A 1,290-nucleotide genomic window follows, 5' to 3' on the forward strand; every position below is an offset into this window, starting at 1 on the left:
CTAATGAAGTTCTATAAGTCTAAAGAGTGGAGAGCTTTACGATTAAAAGCAATTGAGCGAGCTAAGAATGAATGTGAGCATTGCAAACAGGAAGGAAAGGTAACAACGCGGGATACACTTGATAAACGTAGGCGTAAGACGAAGATGGATGTGAACCATATCAAACCGGTTAAAACTCATCCGCATCTTGCGTTAGAATTAGATAATCTTGAATACATTTGTGTACGTCACCATAACATTGCTGATGGTAAGGATAAGATGATACGTAATAGTGAATCTAAGTTCGTCAATGAGGAGCGCTGGTAGCGATGATTATAGTTGATGGTAGTTGGACATTTGATACTGACTTAATGATTCAATACGCTGAGAAGGACGAGCGTACGTCATATGAACGCGACATGCTTAATCAGTTCCGAAAGTATTCTTACTGGCGTTACTGCCAAATAAGAGACTGTGTGAACACAAGGAAGTGCAAACGACTTACATTTACTGATGTTAGAGAAAGATTGCAAGAAGAGAATTTAATATTTATGACAGACATTCTAAAGATTTCTAGTGAAGAAGTCTTTTTTATTTTGGATTTTATTGAAGCTTACTTTGAATTGGTTTCTTAGGGAGTGGGCTATGTGGAGAAGTGGAAACAAATAAAAGGATTTGGATATGAGATATCTACTTATGGAAGAGTTCGAAATGCTTTAAGCGGTAAAGTTTTGAAGCAACAACTTCATGATAATAAATACTATAGAGTCACTTTATATCATCATGGTAAGAAGGTAAATCAAAAGATTCATAGATGAGTTGCATATGCATTCATTGAAAATAAAGGTAACAAACCATGTATCAATCATAAAGATGGGAACAAGTTGAATAATCATGTTGATAATTTAGAGTGGTGCACAAACGATGAGAACATGAAACACGCATTAAGAACCGGTCTAATAAAGAGGTTGAATAAAGAAACAGTAATAGCAATCTATAGTGACTGTTGGATTAATCAATTGCCAATTTATAAAATAGCTAAAAAGTACAATGTAACAAAGCATACGGTGCGCTCAATTAAAGGTAAGCATTCATACAAGGATATACTTAAGAAATTTAAATTACAACTTGTGATTGAAGCTTAAAACTCCCCCCCATTCAAGGATTCGGCTTTTAGTAGGAGGACCATGCAACGGGAGGAGGAGATGGGAAAAAATATATTTTGCTATTTCGCGCACAATGGGGGGAGGGGTCAAAATGGCTAAAATTAGCAAAGAAAGGCAAGAGGAGTTAATTCAAGAAGAAATAAAT

At 35.6% G+C, this 1,290-nt stretch carries 4 protein-coding genes; all 4 read left to right on the plus strand.

The window, feature by feature from the left end:
* On the plus strand, window positions 1–306 hold a 306-nt coding region (locus ATL10_RS30790; RefSeq protein ID WP_258375858.1), incomplete at its 5' end, for an HNH endonuclease.
* A 2-nt stretch (window positions 307–308) separates the two neighbouring features.
* Window positions 309–614 carry a hypothetical protein gene (locus ATL10_RS30795; RefSeq protein ID WP_110498404.1) on the plus strand — a complete coding sequence of 102 codons (306 nt, stop codon included), beginning with the start codon at window positions 309–311 and terminating at the stop codon, window positions 612–614.
* 12 nt (window positions 615–626) lie between these two features.
* Window positions 627–797 carry an NUMOD4 domain-containing protein gene (locus ATL10_RS31670; RefSeq protein ID WP_220037395.1) on the plus strand — a complete coding sequence of 57 codons (171 nt, stop codon included), beginning with the start codon at window positions 627–629 and terminating at the stop codon, window positions 795–797.
* A gap of 42 nt (window positions 798–839) precedes the next feature.
* Window positions 840–1,124: an HNH endonuclease gene (locus tag ATL10_RS31675; RefSeq protein WP_258375859.1), complete on the plus strand. Its 285-nt coding sequence runs from the start codon at window positions 840–842 to the stop codon at window positions 1,122–1,124.
* Window positions 1,125–1,290: the final 166 nt, after the last annotated feature.

The sequence above is a fragment of the Bacillus sp. 196mf genome, assembly GCF_003217275.1.
In the GTDB taxonomy this organism is placed as follows: domain Bacteria; phylum Bacillota; class Bacilli; order Bacillales; family Bacillaceae_G; genus Bacillus_A; species Bacillus_A thuringiensis_S.

Coding starts and splice junctions, on each gene's coding strand:
- ATL10_RS30795 (WP_110498404.1), top strand. CDS start 309: ATGATTATAGTTGATGGTAGTTGGACATTTGATACTGACTTAATGATT.